Raw genomic sequence first — 18,027 nt, 5'->3', positions numbered from 1 at the left:
ACGAACTAGCCTCAAACCAGTTGCCTGACAGGGAGGCAACGGTGACGGACAAGGGCACCGCCATGGCCGAACTCGGCCTCGCGCCGCGAGACATTTCCATCACGAGCCGCGTCTCCGGATGGTGCGTCCGGACTGCAGGTCGAAGCGTCCTCGTGGAGGAGGAACTCATGTATAACGACAAGCACCTCAAGCACCTCACCGAGCTGGCGGTGGCAGTGGGCATCGGGCTTGCGGTCGGGGCGCCGGCCGGCACGGCGGTGGCAGCACCGTCTGTCGGCGACTCGTCCACGTCGTCGAGTTCCGACTCGTCCGGCCAGACATCGTCCGACCGGGGATCCACGGACCGATCCACCGACAGGACTTCGACGGACCGGACGTCCTCCGACGCATCGGGTACCGACTCGGACTCGTCGAGTGACAGCTCCGGGTCGACGAGCGGCGACTCGAACACGGATTCGCCATCAACGTCCGGCACGGATTCGGAATCCACCTCCGGCACCGACACCCGATCCACTACAGGCACCGAATCCACGCCCTCGGACGACGACGTGAACGGGTCCGACGCGACGACTCCCGACACCGCCGCGGCACCCGACCCCACGGCACCCGACAGTTCGTCGACTGCGAGCGGCGGTGGCATGCCGGATTCGGGCACGACAGCAGACGAGACCGGTGCCGCGAGCGCGCCGGCCGATCGGCCTCCGGAAAGAACTGTCACCGAGCGATCGGATTCGGCCGCCGCGACATCCTCGCAGGGTGACGACAGCGCACCTGTCGGCGACGCCAATGTGCCGAACCTGTCGACCACCCCGGTGACGGACGGATCCGGCGCGGCTCTGGATCCTGCCGTCGTGGCCGAGGCCCCGGCAGTGCGCGGACTCGTCCCCGTCGAGCCGGCAGCAGTTCCGGAAGCAGTACCGGCGACGGTTCCCGCGATCCCTGCGATCGACGCGACGACAGCGCTGACGCGCGCAGGATCGGACACCCGTGCCGATGCGCAGCAGGTCGGGACGCTGGCATTGGGACCGTCCCTCCCCGCCCCGGCGGTGGAAGTTGCATCCAGCGTCGTGTCGAAGGTGCTCGGCGCCCTCGGGCTACGTCCATTCCTGTCGAATGACCCACAGGTACCGATCGAGTCGCCGACGTTCTGGGCGCTGGCCGCGGCATGGTGCCGTCGACAGGAGAAGACGGTCATCTCCGACGCGAGCCGATCGCTGGCTGCCGCGCCCGTCACGACCAGCGAGCCGATCGAATCGTTCGCCGGAACACGAACATCCTCCGTCGGGACCGGCGAGTCGATCGCATCGTTCGCCGTCGCGAGCACCGCATCCGCCGACACGAGCTCTGCCTCCACTGCCGGGCCGATCGTCGGTGTGCCCGACCGCCGCACCGGTGCGGTACTCGGCTCGATCAATGCGTCCGGAAATCAACTTCGTTACGAGGTCACCCAGCCGAGCGGCGGAACGGTCACCGTCGACGCGACCGGCGGCTTCATCTACACCCCCACCCAGGCAGCGCGCCAGGCGGCCTCTGCGGACGCGCTGAACCCGGCCGCGCTGGACCCGAGCGCCAATTACGACTCGTTCACGGTCACCGTCACAGACGTCCAGTCCGGCAACCGGGTGGACGTGCAGGTGCGGGTGCCGATCTCCGCGGCACAGATGAAGGTCGTGCAGTCCACCACCGTCGGGTCCAACCCGTCCGGTGTGGTGTTCGCCGGCACCAAAACCTATGTGGCAAACCAGGGTTCGAAGAGCGTCTCCGTGCTCGACGCAACCAACGTCGTCGTCGGCTCGGTGACCGTCGGCACCTCGCCGACCGGCGTCGCGGCCAACCCGACCGGCACCCGGGTGTACGTCACCAACAGCGGCAGCGGCAATGTGTCGGTGATCGACACCGCCACCAACAAGGTCGTCGCCACCATCACGACCGGCACCACACCCAACGCCGTCGCCGTCAACCCCACCGGCACCCGCGCGTACGTCACCAACGGCGGCAGCAACACCGTCTCGGTCATCGACACCACCACCAACAAGGTCGTCGCCACCATCACGACCGGCACCACACCCAACGCCGTCACCGTCGCCAACACCCCTACCGGCACCCGCGCGTACGTCACGAACGCGGGCAGCCTCTTCTCCCCGGGCACGGTCTCCGTCATCGACACCGCCACGAACAAGGTCGTCGCAACCGTCGGGGTCGGCACCACACCCAACGCCGTCGCCGTCAACCCCACTGGCACCCGGGTCTACGTGACCAACCGCGGCAGCAACACCGTCTCGGTCATCGACACCACCACAAACAAGGTCGTGGGCACCGTCGCCGTCGGGTCGCGGCCGACCGCCGTGCGCGTCACCCCCGACGGCAGCGCAGCCTATGTCGTGACCGACTCGGATCGGTTGTGGGTGATCGACACCGCGACCGCCAAGGTGGTGTCGATTGTCGGTATCGACGAGACGTCCCCCGAGGCCGGCGCGCACAGCATCGCCATGAGCGCCGACGGTTCCCGGATGCTCGTCACCGACGCCGTCGACGGGCGGGTGCGGGTGCTCTCGCTCACCTTCGTAAACTCCGCGCCATCCGCGGCATCGACGGTCGGCGCTCCCAGCACGTCCGACGGCGCGGTCACGATCACGCTCCCGCCCGACCCCGACGGCGACCCCGTGACCTTCACCTACACCACACCACCGTCCGGTTCCGTCGTCGCCGACGGGGACGGGGCGTTCGTCTTCACCCCGACCGCCGCTGCCCGCGACCTCGCCCGACAGTCGGAGGGACCGGACACCGACACGGTCACCTTCACAGTCAGAGACGGCCAGTACGTGACCAACGTCGACGTCACCGTGCCCGTCTCGCCGGCGCCTCCCCCCGCCGTCCTCGACGTCGAGTCGACGGAGATCACGGTTGGGCACCCGACCGACGCGGCCCTCGTCGACGACCGGCTCTACGTCCTCAGCGAGGACGGCTACGTACGGGTCATCGACGCAGACGGGACAGTCGGGACACCGATCGCGGTCGACTGGGGTTCGTCGACGATCGCGGCCGCCCCGGACGGCAGCCGGGTGTATGTCAGCAACCCGGGACAGTTCACCATCTCGGTGATCGACACCAGCACTGACACCGTCGTCGCGACCATCTGGCCGTATTACTCCGAGGAGTACCAGGGGTGGACCCTGAACGAAGAGATGATCGTCAGCCCCGACGGCACCCGGCTCTACACCTCCGGCGAGGACGGCACGGTGTCGGTGATCGACACCGCCACCAACACCGTCGTGGCAGCGCAACCGCTCGGCGCGTTCACCGCTCTCGGCATCGGCGCGGACGGCCGCCACCTGTACGGCGCGAATCGGTCGACGGTCAGCGTGATCGACACCGCCTCCCTGACCGAGACGGCGGAGTTCGCCATCGGTCCCGAGTGGGACCTCAACAGCATGAGCGGCGCATTCACTGACGTCCCGCACAGCGTCACCGTCGTGGACGGGAACCGGCTGTACGTCACCCAGCACGTCACCACCGTGGAGCGTGCCTTCGGCGGCTACTCCAACGGAGAGTTCATCACCGACCAAACAGGACAGACCTGGCGCGTGACGGGCGGATACGGACTTGTCACCGTGATCGACATCGATCCGGCGAGTGCCACATACGGCAGCGAGATCGCGACCGTGCGACTGACCGGCGACGCACAGGATCTCGCGCTGAGCGCCGACGGCAACCGGGCCTTCGTCACCGTCGGGGACGGACGCACCGTCGCGGTGATCGACACCACCACCAACACCGTCGTCGGAACGTTCGTGACCGACGAGGACGGCTCGATCACTTCGCGCTACGGTCCGCTGCGGCACGTGCTGATCGCGGACGACACGCTGTACGTCACCGATTACCACGACGGCGCGGTGTACGCGGTCCCCGGCCTGCCGATCGGCGCGCCCGCGGCCCTGACCGTCTGAATACCCGGCGGCTTAACGCCTGGACCGAAGTCTCCCGTTCCATTCTCCACGCATGATCGCGCACGAAACTCACACGAGCGGTGCCGATTTGGAACAGATGACCTCGCCCAATACTCCCTCGGGCCCGTGCACGGTGAGCACCCGCAGCGGCGATACTCCCAATAGAAACTCAAGCCCTGCAGAAAATAGCGATTCAATGTCGGGCGCTGGGCGCGTAATCTACTACATGAGGCTTCTTGGCGCTTCCTAGCGCTTCTTGGTGCTACCTGTCGCCCGGTGCCGCGCCATACAAACCCGAAGATTGGAGCAGAGATGCGTATCTTGCGTGCGTTTGTAGGAGGGATTGCTGGGGCGATCATTCTGGTTCTGGGACTGTCTCTTCACGCGCCCGTGCCGACTGCTCAGGCCGAGTGTCTGAGAATGCCGTACTTCACGCCGTTCGGATATGCCAACTTCGATTTTCCCCCGCGAATGGTTGCGCTGGTGAACGACAACGAGATCGCGGTCGAAGGCATCACGCCGTTCGAGGCCAAGCCCGGGAAGACCGGCCTCTATCTGCCAATCGGCTCGCACACCAACTATATCGACGCATGCCAGGGCGTGTACTATCCCGGCGGCCCGAGATTGATCAGCAAGACCGGGAATTCTGTTGCAGTCGAGAACATCTGGCTGCGAATGGACGGCGCCTACGGGCTTGTGACGATCAACGGGGTTCCACAAGGCGAGAGGATGGTCGCCACCTACAACGTGGGCGAAATGATGCCGACGCTCATGACGCCCCACGGTGGCGGGATCGGCCCCACATATTGGCCGTTCCGCTTCACCCCCTACTTCGCGCAGGTTTTCAACGACACCGCCGGCGCCAACCTCGTCCAGCCTGGCGAGGTGTTCGCGAACCTCGACGCCGTCGGGAAGTTTGCACCCTGATCTGACACGAATCAGGTTCGAGTTCGACTTCGAGATCCCGTGTTCGCGAGCTAACGCCGACGAGCCATACCCACGACACGGGTCTTGGCGTTGAAGGCCGCCTTCAACGCACGATCCGCAATCGAACCGTCGGGCGGCAACAGCTTGATCTGGCGGTCGAACTCCATCTGGTCGTAGCGCACGGTGTTGGCGACGACCTTTCCGCCGGCGATGACGAAGTGGTCGAATCCCTCGAATTCGATTCGCCGACCGGTGGCGGCGACGCCGACGAACGCGCCGACGTGCCGCCCGGTCACGCGCCAGTGGGCGAGGACGTCGTTGCCGGCCTCGGCCATCGAGACGATCTCGAAGACGAGGTCGGAGACGGCGGCGAAGACCTGCTCGAAGTAGACGGCGATCTCGTCGCTCCCGCGACATGTCCCGGTCGGGAAGTGCACGGTGGAGTCGGAGGTCCAGAAATTTCGCAGGCTGGCGACGTCCTTGGCGTTGATCCGCTCGAAAGCCCATCGGACGAGTAGCGCATTGGAGACGTCGTTCGGCGGAGGGGTTGTTGTCGAGGTCGGGCTGTGTTCAGACATCTCAACTCCATGCTGATTGACGCGAGGCACGCTGGCATGCAGCCTCGGACCGTGCGGAACGAGACTCTGACACAACACGACCGCGGCCGACTCCAGTGCCGGGGCCGGTCCGTTTCTAATTGTCCTCCGCGCCGCGAGCGATATCGCCGATGATTCGCTTAGAGCGCATCTGAAAACTCGGGGTGATCGGCGTGTGACTGGTGAGGAATGGGTGAACTCCTGGTAGGTCAGTAGGTGCTTACGCCACGACCCGACCAGGAGTTCACTTGCCATCATCGCTCATCGCACTGTGTCCGTCATGCCCTACCCCGGATCCGGGGATCGGGCATCGGTGCGCGGTCTACTCGTCATCCTCGGTGACCGACGCTCAATGGGCGATTCTTGAACCACTGCTGCCTCCACCCGGCAACACCACGGGCAGTGGTGGTCGTCCCGAAAAGCACTGCCGCCGTCTGGTACTTGATGCGATCTTCTATGTCGTTCGAGGTGGGATCGCCTGGCGGCAGTTGCCGACGGAGTTCCCGCCCGCGACCACGGTGTACGCGATCTTCGTCCGCTGGGTCCGGGCAGGAGTGTGGCAGCGGATTCACGACGCTACGCGATCGGGTGCGGGTCCAGGGCGGCCGCCACCCGCTGCCGTCCGCGGCAGATCGTCGACTCCCAATCGGTGCAGGGTTCCGACACCGTGCCCGGGTCGAGTCGTGGATACGATGCGGGGAAGAAGACGAACGGCCGTAAACGGCACATCGCTGTGGATTCGAGCGGGCTGTTGTTGGCGGTCGTGGTGACGATGGCCGGGATCCAGGACCGGGACGGCGCGGTCCGGCTGCTGGCTGCGATGCGCGCCCAGTGCTCGGCGATTTCTTTGGTCTGGGCCGACGGCGGCTATGCGGGCAGGCTAATCGATTGGGCGAAACATGTTCTGTCCCTCACGGTTCAGGTTGTCAAACGCACCGACGATGTCAAAGGATTCAAGGTTCTGCCCCGGCGGTGGGTGGTCGAGCGGACCTTCGCCTGGATCTGCAAACATCGCCGCTGCGTCCGCGACTACGAGACCAGACTCGACCACCACGAAGCCGTCGTCTACATCGCCATGATCGCGACCATGTCACGCCGACTCGCCCGCACTGCGTGACACGAACCAGAGTTTTCAGACGCGCTCTTAGGGAAAGAGGCGCTCCGGCCTCCGGGGAATCGAAAGCTCGTTCCGCGCCCAGGGTGCAGCAGAGGTGCCAAGAAATCGACGAATATGCGCCACTCACATTGGAATAGCTGGATGCGGCGTAACGCAATCAGACCGCGCGCGATAGTCGAGTGAGAGCATCGACTCGGCCATGGACGGCATTCGTCCCGAAAGCGAATGGAGTGCAAGTGAAGCGGGTTATCGCGGCAACCATCCTGTCATTGATCCCCTTCGGCATCAATGTGTCGGTGGCATCCGCCGATCCAGTCGACCCCGACCCATTTGGGTACAAGGATCAGACCTCCTATTTCGTCACGCCCCTCGACCCAGGAGCATTCGGCGTGAATGCCGACAAGTCGATCATCCTGAGCCCGTACGGCACGAACCGAACGATCGAGTGTGCGTCCTTCCATGGGCAGGGTTGGTGTCGCCAGTTCGATCACCTCGGGAACGAGCACAACCTCTATCAAATGAAGATTCCGACCGGGTCGAGCGAGTGGGACTACCGCGGGGTGTGGATCTACAACCCCTTCTGACACCGACCACGTGTGGAGCGAGGAATGGGCCCATGTCCCCACTCCCCCGCCTACGCGTCGTCTTGTGATCAAAAATGTTGTCTCTGAATATCTTTCGTCGAACATCGATCGTGCGGTCGGGTCACATCCACCGATCGAACCATTCCGCAGGGTGGGAGGACGACGTCCGGCCCATTCGTGTGGGCGCGCATGCAATCGACTGCAACCCTCGCACCGCCTCGGCCGGCGATGCTTGGCTCTCATATGAGCACGATCACATGGGAGAGGAGCTAGGGATGAGCATCGAGGGCAAGGTCGCGTTGATCACCGGCGCGGGCCAGGGCATCGGACGAGCGATCGCGTTGCGGCTGGCGTCGGACGGCGCCGACATCTCGCTCGTCGACGTCAACGCCGACCGGGTCGGTGCGGTGGCCGACGAGGTCAGGGCGGCGGGTTCGAAGGCGATCTCTTTGATCGCCGACGTGACGGACCGCGATCAGGTCCGGTCCGCCGTCGACCGGACGGAGCGCGAACTGGGCGGCTTCGACATCATCGTCAACAATGCGGGCATCGCGCAGGTCGACCCGATCGCCGACGCGACACCCGAGGACGTGTCACGGATCCTGGCCGTGAACGTCGAAGGTGTGCTGTGGGGAATCCAGGCCGCGGCCGACAAGTTCCGGGCGCGGGGGCACGGCGGGAAGATAATCAACGCGTCGTCGATCGCCGGTCACGAGGGGTTCGCGATGCTCGGTGTGTACTCGGCGACCAAGTTCGCGGTGCGCGCACTCACCCAGGCCGCGGCGAAGGAGTACGCATCCGAGGGCATCACGGTCAACGCCTACTGCCCCGGCGTCGTCGGCACCGACATGTGGGTCACCATCGACGAGCGTTTCGCGGACCTCACCGGGGCGCCGAAGGGTGCCACGTTCGAGAAGTTCGTCGGCGGCATCGCCCTCGGCCGCGCACAGACACCCGAGGACGTCGCCGCGTACGTGTCGTATCTCGCCGGACCGGACTCCGACTACATGACCGGGCAGGCCGGACTGATCGACGGCGGCCTCGTGTACCGGTAGGTCTCGCCCTCAGGTAGTGGTTTCGCGGCCGCAACCGCGGGTAGACGAGGTGGTGACGCGTCAGTGAGTTCGGGATGAAAGGGGGCAGCCATGGACGCCGGCGACCTCGTCGAACGCACCGCCCGGTTGCGGGCCGATCTGCAGGAACTCGAACACCGCATCAAGGAGTTGACCGACGCGTTCGACCTTCTCCACAGCACAGCCGACGGCGCTTCGCGGGAAGGGGTGATCGACAGCCTCAGCGACGCCCGGCTGGATCTGAGCACCGCGGACAGGCACCTCGAGACCGCGGTACGCAACGCCGAGAAACTGTCGATGGCCTGAACACCGGCATCCCGCGAGCAGATGCTCGCGGGGCGCCGGGTCCGGTGACGGTCGACCGGCCCGAGGGCCGGCCGACCACCGTGATCAGTCGAGGTCGAACCGGTCGAGGTTCATCACCTTGTCCCACGCGGAAACGAAGTCCTGCACGAACTTCTGCTGCGCGTCGTCGGTCGCGTAGACCTCGGCGAGGGAACGCAGTTGCGAGTTGGAACCGAACACGAGATCGACGGCCGTGGCGGTCCACTTGGCGTCGCCCGTGACACGGTCACTGCCCTCGTAGACGTTCTCGGCGGAGGCGGCCCCCTTCCACACCGTCCCCATGTCGAGGAGGTTGACGAAGAAGTCGTTCGTCAGCACCCCGGGCCGGTCGGTGAACACGCCGTGCGCCGTCTGCCCGAAGTTGGCGTTCAGCGCACGCAGGCCGCCGATCAGGACCGTCAACTCGGGGGCGGTGAGGTTCAGCATGTAGGCCCGCTCGACCAGAAGCGCCTCGGCAGGCAACTTCTCTCCCGGCCGCAGGTAGTTGCGGAACCCGTCGGCCCGCGGTTCGAGGACGGCGAACGACTCGACGTCGGTCTGCTCCTGCGAGGCGTCGGTGCGCCCCGGTGTGAACGGAACCGTGATGTCCTGGCCGGCGTCCTTCGCCGCCTTCTCGACGGCCGCGGCACCAGCCAGAACGATCAGATCCGCGAGCGAGACCTTCACACCACCGGACTGCGACGAGTTGAAGTCCTGCTGGATCTGCTCGAGGGTCTGCAGAACCTTGGACAGCTCGGCCGGGCTGTTGACCTCCCAATCCTTTTGCGGCGCTAGCCGGATTCGCGCTCCGTTGGCGCCGCCCCGCATGTCGGTGCCGCGGAACGTGGCGGCCGACGCCCAGGCGGTGGACACCAGCTGGGGGACGGACAGCCCCGAGTCGAGGATCTTGCCCTTCAGGGCGGCAATCTCGCTGTCACCGATCAGCTGGTGATCGACGGCGGGGACCGGATCCTGCCACAGCTGCGCCTCCGGCACCCACGGGCCGAGGTAGCGCGTGACGGGTCCCATATCGCGGTGCAGCAGCTTGTACCACGCCTTCGCGAACGCGTCGGCGAACTCCTGCGGGTTGTCGAGCCAACGGCGGGTGATCTTCTCGTAGGCCGGGTCGATGCGCAGCGAGAGGTCCGTGGTCAGCATCGTGGGGGCGCGTCCCGCCGACGAATCGAACGGGTCGGGAATCGTGCCGGCGCCCGCGCCGTCCTTCGCGGTCCACTGCCAGGCACCGGCGGGGCTCTTGGTCAGCTCCCACTCGTAGCCGTACAGAACCTCGAGGAAGCTGTTGTCCCACTTCGTCGGCGTGGGGGTCCACACGACCTCGAGGCCGCTGGTGATCGCATCCTTGCCGACGCCGGTGCCGTAGGCACTCTTCCACCCCAGGCCCTGCTGCTCGATCGGGGCGGCTTCCGGCTCCGGACCGACCAGGTCGGCGTCGCCTGCACCGTGGGTCTTACCGAACGTGTGGCCGCCGGCGATCAGCGCCGCAGTCTCCTCGTCGTTCATCGCCATGCGGCCGAACGTCTCCCGGATGTCGCGGGCGGCGGCGAGAGGATCCGGCTGGCCATTGGGACCCTCCGGGTTCACGTAGATGAGACCCATCTGCACGGCCCCGAGCGGACCCGAGAGGTCACGATCACCGCTGTAGCGTTCGTCGCCCAGCCAGGTGTCCTCCGGACCCCAGTAGATCTCCTCGGGCTCCCAGATGTCCTCGCGTCCAAACCCGAATCCGAAGGTCTTGAACCCCATCGACTCCAGTGCAACGTTGCCGGCGAAGACGAGGAGGTCGGACCACGAGATCTGCTTGCCGTACTTCTGCTTCACGGGCCAGAGCAGGCGGCGCGCCTTGTCGAGGCTCGCGTTGTCGGGCCAGCTGTTGAGGGGCGCGAAACGCTGGGCGCCCTGACCGCCGCCGCCGCGGCCGTCGGCGATGCGGTAGGTACCTGCGGCGTGCCAGCTCATCCGGATGAAGAGGCCGCCGTAGTGGCCGAAGTCGGCAGGCCACCAGTCCTGCGAATCCGTCATCAGATCGGTGAGGTCGCGCTTGAGTGCCTCGACGTCGAGCTTCGCGAACTCCGCTGCGTAGTCGAAGTTCTCGCCCATCGGGTTGGACTTGGACGAATGCGCGTGCAGGACCGACAGCTCGGGCTGGTTCGGCCACCAGTCGCGGTTCGTCCTCGGGCGGTGCGCCGTCGGAGTGGGGGACGGGATTGCGGGGTTTTCACTTTCACTGGTGCTCTGAGTGTTTCCCTCGTGAGCGACCGGGCAGCTATCGGACACAACATTCCTTCCGGGAGAGACCAATTTGGGCTGTTGGTCAGGGTTTCGATCGAGAAGTCTGTGTTGTCGAGCAGTCGGGGCACAGACCCCAGTAGATGACCTCGGCCTCCTCGACGAGGAAACCGTTGTCGTCGGACGCGGTCAGGCAGGGCGCCTCGCCGACGGCGCAGTCGACGTCCGCAATTGCCCCACACGACCGGCAGATCACGTGGTGGTGATTGTCTCCGACCCGCGACTCGTAACGAGCCACGGAGCCGGCCGGCTGTATCCGGCGCACCAATCCCACCGCGGTCACTGCGTGCAGCACGTCGTACACGGCCTGCCTGGACACCCCGTCCAGAACCGTGCGCACCGCGCCGAAAATCGTCTCCGTATCGGCGTGTGGACGTGCGTGCACCGCCTCCAACACCGCGACCCGCGGGCGGGTCACGCGAAGCTCAGCCCCGCGCAGTAACGCTGCGTAATCCGGCATCGACGGCACCCACCCACTATGGACTACTTTTCTGGACTCAGTAAAGAGTTTGCGGAAACAATTTTCCGTGACTTCCACTTACATACAAATGGTGGCCGATCACCGGCGAGTGCTCCGACAACCCGTCAGGGAAGCTCGAAGGTGACCACGACCGACGGGACCGAATCCGGCGAGGACAATCCGACGGCACGAGGAACAGTCCACCGCCACCGCTGCCACCGTTGAGGTTCGGCGGGTGGTGTTGTGCCGCCAATCGGTGGTGCCGCCGCTGCCCCCACTACCCTCCCCTGTGACCGATTCCCCGTGCGCCGGCCGTAGCCGCGCGACGCTTCGATTCGACACGGCCACAACGTGACTGGCGGGGCGGGCCCTCAGTACCAGTACTTGCGTCCGCCCACCTTGCGGCCCATCAGCCCGAGGAGCAGGAGGAGAAGGCCGACTGCGCCGACTATGAGGCCTGCGATCCACAATGACGAGATCTTGACGACCAAGCCGACGACGATGAGCACCACACCGATTGCGATCATGGCCAATTCCTCTGTGAGAGTGGCTCGGGCTTTTATGCGAATCCTAGGCGCAGGAAGCTGTCGGTGTCAGGGAACCGCGGCACCTGATCACACGGCCGAACCGGTGTCGCCCGGGGAGACGATACCGTGATCGAACGCGTACACGATGGCGGCCGCGCGATCGCGCAGATCGAGTTTGAGGAAGATGTGCCCGACATGACTCTTCACGGTCACACCCGAGATGCCCAGCTCACGACCGATCTCGCCGTTGCTGTGGCCGCGCCCGATCAGCGCGAGCACGTCGAGTTCCCGCGCGGTCAACTCGGTGAGGCGGTTGCCGTCCCCGTCGGACGAGGGCGCGACGGTGCGGTACGTGGCGAGAACCCGTCCGGTCACGGCCGGGTCGAGGCAGGCGCCGCCCTCGGCGACGGTGCGCACGGCGCGAATCAGATCCTCGGCCGGCGAATCCTTGAGGATGAACCCTGCGGCACCGGCGCGGAGCGATCCGGACAGCAGATCGTCGTCGTCGAACGTGGTGAGCACCAGCACCGGCGGCGGCTGCGCGGCCGACCGGAGGTCGCGGGTGGCACGGATGCCGTCGACCTTCTTCATCCGCAGGTCCATGAGCACGACATCCGGGGTGTGCTCCGCGACCGCGCCCGGCACCTCCGAGCCGTCGGCGCATTCGCCGACGATGACGAAACCGTCCTTGCGCCGCAGGATCCGGCGCAGCCCCGACCGCACCAGTTCCTGGTCGTCGACCAGCAGCACCCTGATCTCCGGGCCGGTCACGACAGTCCCGGAATGTGCCGGAGAATCGCCGGCCGGCACGAGTCTCGGGGCAGTGGCACCGCGGCGTGCACCGACCACCGCCTGCCGTCCGGGCCGGCGCGGAGCGAGCCACCGAGCAACTTGGCGCGCTCGCGCATGCCCCGCAGACCGGAACCGCGCGAGCTGTCCGGTACCGAACCCCGGCCCCGGATCGGGTTGCGGATCGCGAGGATCGCCCGCTCCGGCTCGATCGTGAGCCGCACGTCGGCGCCCGCGCCGGGCGCATGTTTGGCGACGTTCGCCAGCGACTCCTGCGTGATCCGGTACAGGCCGAGACCGACTGTCCCGGTCACCGCGGACAGGTCGCCCTGCAGGTCGAAGTCCACCGGGAGACCCGCGCGGCGGAAGTCGTCGATCAGCTCGGGAAGGTCGGCAACCCCCGGTTCGGGGCGGGTACCCGCCGGGCCCGCGTCGAGCAACCCGACGGTGCGGCGGATGTCGGCCATCGCCTGCCGCCCGAGCCGCTCGGCGTCGGAGAGCGCATCCACGGCATCGTCGACGTCGCGGTCCTGCTCGAGCGCGCGGCGGGCCGCGGTCAGATGCAGCAGCGTGATGCTCAGCGAGTGCGCGATGACGTCGTGCACCTCGCGGGCGATCCGCTGGCGCTCACGGGTGGCGGCCTGCTCCGACTGAATCGCCTTCGAGGCCCGTTCCTGATGCAGGAGGCGCAACTGCGTGAGCATCAGATACCCGAATGCCCAGCCCAGTACGACTCCGGCGAGGGCGTAGGGCGCGCCGTCGAGTCGCCCCGCCACGCCGAACGCCGACAGGACCGCCATCGAGCTGAACAGGGTGGCGAGGCTGACCCCCAGCGACGCCGTCGCCGCGACCTCGCCGGTGAGGATCACCAGGATGAGCGGGGCGAAGTCGAACGCGGTGTCGGGTTGCTGCAGGAGCAACAGTGCGGCCGCCACGGTCACGACGACGGCCAGGAACGGCCGCGGAAGCACCACGCCCAGTCTGATCATGTCTTCCGCAACAGGGGTCACCGCGGCGACCAGACCGCACAGCAGCACCCACCCCGGCGGCACGAAGCCGTCGCGTTGTGCGACAGCGGCACCGGCGATGGCGACGACCGCGATGTGCGCGAACACCGGCACGGCGAGCGGGTAGTCGTACTCGCTCTCCGCCACGCGTCGACGAAAAAATGTCGTCACCTGCACACGACCAGCGTAGGCGAAGACCCACCCCGGCCGCGTCGTCTCCGGAGCGGAGGCCGCCTCCGCCCACGGTAGGAGACGAAACCGCGACCGTGGCACGGCGAAACCGTCTCCGCGGATCCGTAGCGTTGCGGGCATTCAACGGAACTACGGAGGTGGCCGAGATGTCGTGGAACGATTTCCGTGCACGCCGGGCGGTACTGGAAGAGGTCCTGGCGCGGGCGTACGTCGACCCCGCACTGGCGTTGCGGTTCGACGAACTGCCCGGCGCGATCCAGCTTTTCGGTTCGGCCGACAACATCCTGCTGGCCCTTCAGCACCGGTGGAGCAATCATCTCGCCGCCCGTCTCGATCAAGCCGTCGAGTACGGCACACCCGTGAACGCGGCGTGGCGCGAACTGGCGACCGAGCAGCCGGCGTTGCGCGCTCTCCTCGACGCCGCGGCCGCCTCGTCCCTGCCGTTGCGCGGTTCCCAGCGCGACGAGCAACAGATGATCGAAGCCCACACCACGGGACGCGTGTCCGGCCACCGGACCTACCGGCGGACGGCCGTGCTGAGCGGCGGGTCGTCACGGTGACGAGGTGGGCTGCTCCGACTCGGAGGGCGAAGATGAGGGCAACGTCGGGTCGCCGGGGTCCGGAGCCGGTTCGCTCGGCGCGTCCGTGAGGGGCGGCTCGACAGGCGACGTCGTCGGATCGGGTGCGTCGGTCGGCGCCGGCGTGGACTCGGTGGGCGCCGGCGTGGACTCGGTGGGATCCGGCGGAGTCGAGGTCGCCACCGGAGCACTCGTGGGCACGAACACTGGCGGTGTCACCGCGGAGATGAGTGGCGCAGACGCGGATGCCGTTGGGAGAGAATCGGCTTCGACGGTGAGTTCGACGCTCGGTTCGATCAGCGGAGGATGCGCGTGAATCGATACCAGACGGGGAACCCACGATATCGACTCGGCCGAGGCAACTGCCACCGCCGGCACAGCCTGGGGAACTGCCACCGCGGACAGGGCCGGGCTCGAGGCTGTGGTTCTCGCGGCCGGGATTCGCGGCGGCCCTGGTTGTTCGATCAACTCGAACGCGTGTGCGGTGACTGACGAACCCGCCCCCGGCTCCCGTATCGAGATCATGTCGCAGGCAAGCCACAGGACGGCGATCATCGCCGCGGCGGCGGTCGCAGCTGCGGTAACGCGCAGGGCCCGTCGTCCAACCGATGCCGGATGCGCGGATGCTGTTGCTGCAGTACCGGACCTGGTTGCCGCCGCGAGAATGGCTGCCCCACAAGCCGATGCGTGGCCGGGCGTCGTCTCGCACACCACCGGCGCGCCCAGCGCCCCGGATAGCACTTCCTCGACGACGGGATCGGTCGCCGCGGCACCGGTCACGATGACTACGTCGAGATCGGTGACGTTCACGCGAGCGACACGAAGACAGTCCGCGACCAGTTCGAGACTCCCCGAGACCGTGTCGTCGATCGAGTCCTCCCCCACCCCGGCGAGGTGACGCCCGCGGAACTCCGTCGAACGGAGTGGCCGCCCCACTATCGGATCGGAACCGCTCGCGGCACCGAACGCCACGACAGTGAGGTCGAGACTGTCGGCGCCGAACTCGCAGACGAGCGCGAGTCCCTCGCCGAGCGGACCGTGTTCGGACTCGAGCCAGGCGACGGCGGCGACGGGCGAGGCGACCAGACCCACCCTGCCGAGACCCGCACGATCGAGCGCTTCCCGTTGTGCGTTCACGACCCGGGGCAGGTGAACGGCCGGGTGGGCGAGCACGATCGGCGGGTCGTCCGGCTGGTCGGCTTCCGCGATCAGGCAGTGCGCGGCGGCGGCGACCAGATCCTGTCCGGAGTAGCGGAGGCCGTCGCCCGCGACGACGGCCTCCCCGATCCGATCCGCGAAGCCCGCCACCACACCTGTGTCGCCCGGTTGGTCGCCCAACCGCACGATCGACGACGGGCCGAACGTCAGCGTGGAACGGCGGGCCAGCACGGCGTCGACGCCGACCGCACCGGCGACCGCTGCGACGGCAAACGCGGTTCCGACGCTCAGCCCGAGACCGTGAGTGTTGGTGTCGTCCACGTCAGTTGACCGCGCGCAGGCGGCCGAAGACGCCGTCCGTCTCGTCCGCGGGACCGGCCGTGAAGTAGAGCGAGTTGCAGTCGCCAAGGCTCTCCCCGTTGCCGAACAACAGTCCCCACAGGCCCTCCACTGCGAGGACGGCACCGGACTCGTCACGTACGTAGTCGATGAAGGCGCCGGTCTCGTCGTCGAATGCGGCGATCCGACCCGCACCCCCGAAGTTGCCGACGAGGATCGCTCCGGCGAGCGCACCGAAATCGGCGGGTGCGACAGCGACACCCCACGGGGCGTTGAGGCGGCCCTGGTCGTCGAGGACACGGACCAGATTGCCCGAGGCGTCGAACTCGGCGACCTTGCCGCGGTCGGGACGGTCGCCGCTCGCGGTCTCCTGTTCGGCGTCGAGTGAGTCCTCCTCGCCCGCGTCGAATCCCGTGCCGTTCTCGGCGGCCTTGGTCGTCGCGTACGTGACGAAGACCCGGTCACCGGCCGTGACGATGTTGAACGGGGCCGGATCGCCGGGGCGGGCGTGCTTGCCACCGTTCGGGTCGGCGGAGTCGAGCGGGTCTCCGGTCGCGAACGGATTGGCGAAACCGTGCGTGGCGACGGGCTGCCAGGCCTTGTCGAACTGCCGGATCTGCGGCTCCGCACCGAAATCGGCGGCCCACAATGTGTCGTCGCGGCCGGGTGCGAGTGCCAGCCCGAAGAAGCTCATCCCCGCGGATTCACCGTTGAACATCTCCTTCGCGGGTCCGTCGTGCCGGACGATGCGTCCGTCGGCCCCCCGCTCGGTCCAACCGGAGATGCGGCCGGAATCGGTGGCGAAGAGGAATCGGGACGACCCGCCGAGCAACTCCTGTCGCCCGTCCACCATCACGGGTTGCCCGGTGACGGCGAAGCTGTCGGAGTTGAGGGGTGCGGGGTTGAACACGACACCGGTGGTCTTTCCGAGGCCGGCCTCGGAGGTGTCCGCATCCGCGCCGGGCACACTGACCTCGTGCAGCGCGTCCTGGTGCAGAGTCCGCAGTGCGGGGTCGGGCGACGCCGTCACGTCGCCGACGAACTCGAAGGAGTTTCCGCCCGCTCCGACCCAGAAGTGGCCGCCTTCGCCCTGCGGGCGGATAGCCACTCCCCATGCGTTCACCATTGTGGGAACGGTGGTCGCGGCGGCGGCATCGGCACTGCTCGCGACGAGAGCGGCTCGAGCGTAACGGTTGCCGGGAAGATCCTGGAGTGCGTGCGATGACGCGGCCGGTGCACATGCGGTCGCCGACGCCGCCGCCGTGACGAGCAGCGCGGCCCACGACAGCGTCGTGCGGGTGTTCTTCATCGATCTATGCCTCTCTCAGGGGTACGGGAAGATCAGTGCTCGGCGTTCCAGAAGCCGATCCACACGGCACCCCACCAGCACAGCTGGGAGATGAGTGCGGTCGCCGCGCCCCACAGCGTCAGCCGGGTCGGAAGATGCGTCGCATCGCTGTGCGCGATCCGCCTGCCCAGTATCAGCGCCTGTAGTCCGTTGACGGTCAGGAGTAACACGAGGACCAGCTTGGTCCGGGTGAGTGTGGAGACCAGATTGGGTTCGAGGAGTGCGCCGCTGGCCACGAGGCCGGCGAGGCCGGCCCAGATGGGCAGGTGTAGGCGTTCCGCGCCGCGGATGGCCTCGGCGAGGGTCGACCGGCCGGAGATCCACAGCAGCACCAGGTAGTCCGCGATGAGGACACCCCCGAAGCCGAGCACCAGCGACGCGAGGTGCACGAAGAGGGCCGCGGTGTGCAGCACGGGATCCACCCGGACGTGCACGGAGATCCACAGGACCCCGGCGAGCGCCAGTGCGGCCAGGAGCGCGGCGGCGAGCACGATGAACCAAGAATCATGAAGTGCAAGTGGGCGTTCCGGCTCTCCCGGCGGAACGGGCAGCACACGCTTCCGGCCGTTGCGTGGCGGCCTGCCTGCGTGGACCGGACCCCACGACACGGCGTCGGCACGAACCTGTCGTGGCGCGAGGGGCGTGACGGGGGAGATCAGAGTAGGTGGCCCGACCTCGGGTTCGTGGCGCGTCACGGGACGCTCCGGACGACGACGGGCGCGTGCTCGGGCGTACGGGTACAGCAGGGATGCAT

The 18,027-nt window shown here is 67.2% G+C and carries 15 protein-coding genes and 1 pseudogene; 7 read left to right on the top strand and 9 right to left on the bottom strand.

Annotated elements, in window-relative coordinates; translation table 11 throughout:
- Positions 1–41 precede the first annotated feature (41 nt).
- Positions 42–3,947, top strand: a complete 3,906-nt coding sequence (locus I1A62_RS36585; protein WP_257890622.1) for an Ig-like domain-containing protein — start codon at positions 42–44, stop codon at positions 3,945–3,947.
- A 420-nt stretch (positions 3,948–4,367) separates the two neighbouring features.
- On the top strand, positions 4,368–4,874 hold the full coding sequence (locus tag I1A62_RS36580) for a hypothetical protein (RefSeq protein ID WP_225858130.1): 507 nt from the start codon (positions 4,368–4,370) through the stop codon (positions 4,872–4,874).
- 50 nt (positions 4,875–4,924) lie between these two features.
- On the opposite strand, the gene I1A62_RS36575 is transcribed toward I1A62_RS36580, so the two are convergent.
- Complete coding sequence (locus I1A62_RS36575; protein ID WP_219457100.1) at positions 4,925–5,452, bottom strand: ester cyclase; 528 nt, start codon at positions 5,450–5,452, stop codon at positions 4,925–4,927.
- A 320-nt stretch (positions 5,453–5,772) separates the two neighbouring features.
- Here I1A62_RS36575 and I1A62_RS36570 point away from each other — a divergent pair.
- From I1A62_RS36570 to I1A62_RS36555, 4 genes and pseudogenes are all read left to right on the top strand, one after another.
- Positions 5,773–6,587 (top strand): annotated as a pseudogene (locus tag I1A62_RS36570) (IS5 family transposase).
- 236 nt (positions 6,588–6,823) lie between these two features.
- Positions 6,824–7,171, top strand: coding sequence for a hypothetical protein (locus I1A62_RS36565; protein ID WP_257890621.1), 348 nt, complete (start codon positions 6,824–6,826; stop codon positions 7,169–7,171).
- Between the two features lie 275 nt (positions 7,172–7,446).
- Positions 7,447–8,226, top strand: a complete 780-nt coding sequence (locus I1A62_RS36560; protein WP_219457098.1) for an acetoin reductase — start codon at positions 7,447–7,449, stop codon at positions 8,224–8,226.
- A gap of 90 nt (positions 8,227–8,316) precedes the next feature.
- Positions 8,317–8,550 (top strand): hypothetical protein, encoded by a 234-nt coding sequence (locus tag I1A62_RS36555; protein WP_124392474.1) that lies wholly within the window; start codon positions 8,317–8,319, stop codon positions 8,548–8,550.
- Positions 8,551–8,634: 84 nt separating this feature from the next.
- Here I1A62_RS36555 and katG read toward each other — a convergent pair whose 3' ends face one another.
- From katG to I1A62_RS36530, 5 genes are all read right to left on the bottom strand, one after another.
- Complete coding sequence (gene katG / locus I1A62_RS36550) at positions 8,635–10,863, bottom strand: catalase/peroxidase HPI (RefSeq protein WP_219457096.1); 2,229 nt, start codon at positions 10,861–10,863, stop codon at positions 8,635–8,637.
- A gap of 37 nt (positions 10,864–10,900) precedes the next feature.
- On the bottom strand, positions 10,901–11,344 hold the full coding sequence (locus I1A62_RS36545) for a Fur family transcriptional regulator (protein ID WP_087555081.1): 444 nt from the start codon (positions 11,342–11,344) through the stop codon (positions 10,901–10,903).
- Positions 11,345–11,706: 362 nt separating this feature from the next.
- Positions 11,707–11,862 (bottom strand): hypothetical protein, encoded by a 156-nt coding sequence (locus I1A62_RS36540; protein ID WP_179220070.1) that lies wholly within the window; start codon positions 11,860–11,862, stop codon positions 11,707–11,709.
- Between the two features lie 87 nt (positions 11,863–11,949).
- Positions 11,950–12,612: a response regulator transcription factor gene (locus I1A62_RS36535; RefSeq protein ID WP_124392568.1), complete on the bottom strand. Its 663-nt coding sequence runs from the start codon at positions 12,610–12,612 to the stop codon at positions 11,950–11,952.
- 17 nt (positions 12,613–12,629) lie between these two features.
- Positions 12,630–13,970, bottom strand: a complete 1,341-nt coding sequence (locus I1A62_RS36530) for a sensor histidine kinase (RefSeq protein ID WP_219457095.1) — start codon at positions 13,968–13,970, stop codon at positions 12,630–12,632.
- Positions 13,971–13,987: 17 nt separating this feature from the next.
- Here I1A62_RS36530 and I1A62_RS36525 point away from each other — a divergent pair, with 17 nt between their 5' ends.
- Positions 13,988–14,410, top strand: coding sequence for a hypothetical protein (locus tag I1A62_RS36525; protein WP_219457093.1), 423 nt, complete (start codon positions 13,988–13,990; stop codon positions 14,408–14,410).
- On the opposite strand, the gene I1A62_RS36520 is transcribed toward I1A62_RS36525, so the two are convergent.
- The 3 genes from I1A62_RS36520 to I1A62_RS36510 are packed head-to-tail and all read right to left on the bottom strand — an operon-like array spanning position 14,402 to position 17,968.
- On the bottom strand, positions 14,402–15,907 hold the full coding sequence (locus tag I1A62_RS36520; protein WP_219457091.1) for a hypothetical protein: 1,506 nt from the start codon (positions 15,905–15,907) through the stop codon (positions 14,402–14,404). The genes I1A62_RS36525 and I1A62_RS36520 overlap by 9 nt on opposite strands.
- A 1-nt stretch (position 15,908) precedes the next feature.
- Entirely contained in the window at positions 15,909–17,234 is a 1,326-nt protein-coding gene (locus I1A62_RS36515) for a TIGR03118 family protein (RefSeq protein WP_219457089.1), read from the bottom strand.
- Between the two features lie 32 nt (positions 17,235–17,266).
- Positions 17,267–17,968 (bottom strand): hypothetical protein, encoded by a 702-nt coding sequence (locus I1A62_RS36510; RefSeq protein ID WP_124392479.1) that lies wholly within the window; start codon positions 17,966–17,968, stop codon positions 17,267–17,269.
- Positions 17,969–18,027: the final 59 nt, after the last annotated feature.

The sequence above is a fragment of the Rhodococcus sp. USK10 genome (assembly GCF_019378875.1).
GTDB lineage: Bacteria > Actinomycetota > Actinomycetes > Mycobacteriales > Mycobacteriaceae > Rhodococcus_F > Rhodococcus_F pseudokoreensis.
The sequence above is the reverse complement of the archived record's forward strand: the minus strand, read 5'-3'. Positions and strand labels throughout refer to the sequence as shown.